Raw genomic sequence first — 362 nt, 5'->3', positions numbered from 1 at the left:
AACTCCTTCTCATTGGACTTAAATCCTTTTAAAAGATCTGTTTTTTTATCCTCAAAAAGCTTTTTCGCTTGCGCTTCCGGAATCGCTTTTTCTTTAATTTTTTTCGGTAAGGCGATTTCACATTCCGGATAATTACTGCACCCGTAAAAGTTTCCTTTATGAAGAATTTTTCCTTTTCTACAAGGGCATTTGCACACCTCAATCTGCTGATTCCAGGTATTAATAATGCTATCCGACACCTTATCATCCATTGCGCCTAATTGTTCCACTGTGTCTTTTACAAACGTATTCGTTTTCTCCACAAATTCCTCATATTTCATTTCATTCTTTTCAATCATGTAGATCATCCCTTCCATTTCAGC

At 36.2% G+C, this 362-nt stretch carries 1 protein-coding gene; it reads right to left on the bottom strand.

Features of this window, described 5'->3' with window-relative positions:
- A partial coding sequence (locus JDS95_RS30580; protein WP_368857221.1) for a topoisomerase C-terminal repeat-containing protein occupies nucleotides 1-362 on the bottom strand: 362 nt, incomplete at both ends.

This window comes from Bacillus cereus group sp. N24 (genome assembly GCF_016483345.1).
Classification (GTDB): Bacteria; Bacillota; Bacilli; order Bacillales; family Bacillaceae_G; genus Bacillus_A; species Bacillus_A toyonensis.
Note: the sequence above shows the minus strand (reverse complement) of the source record. Positions and strands in the feature narration are given on the sequence as shown.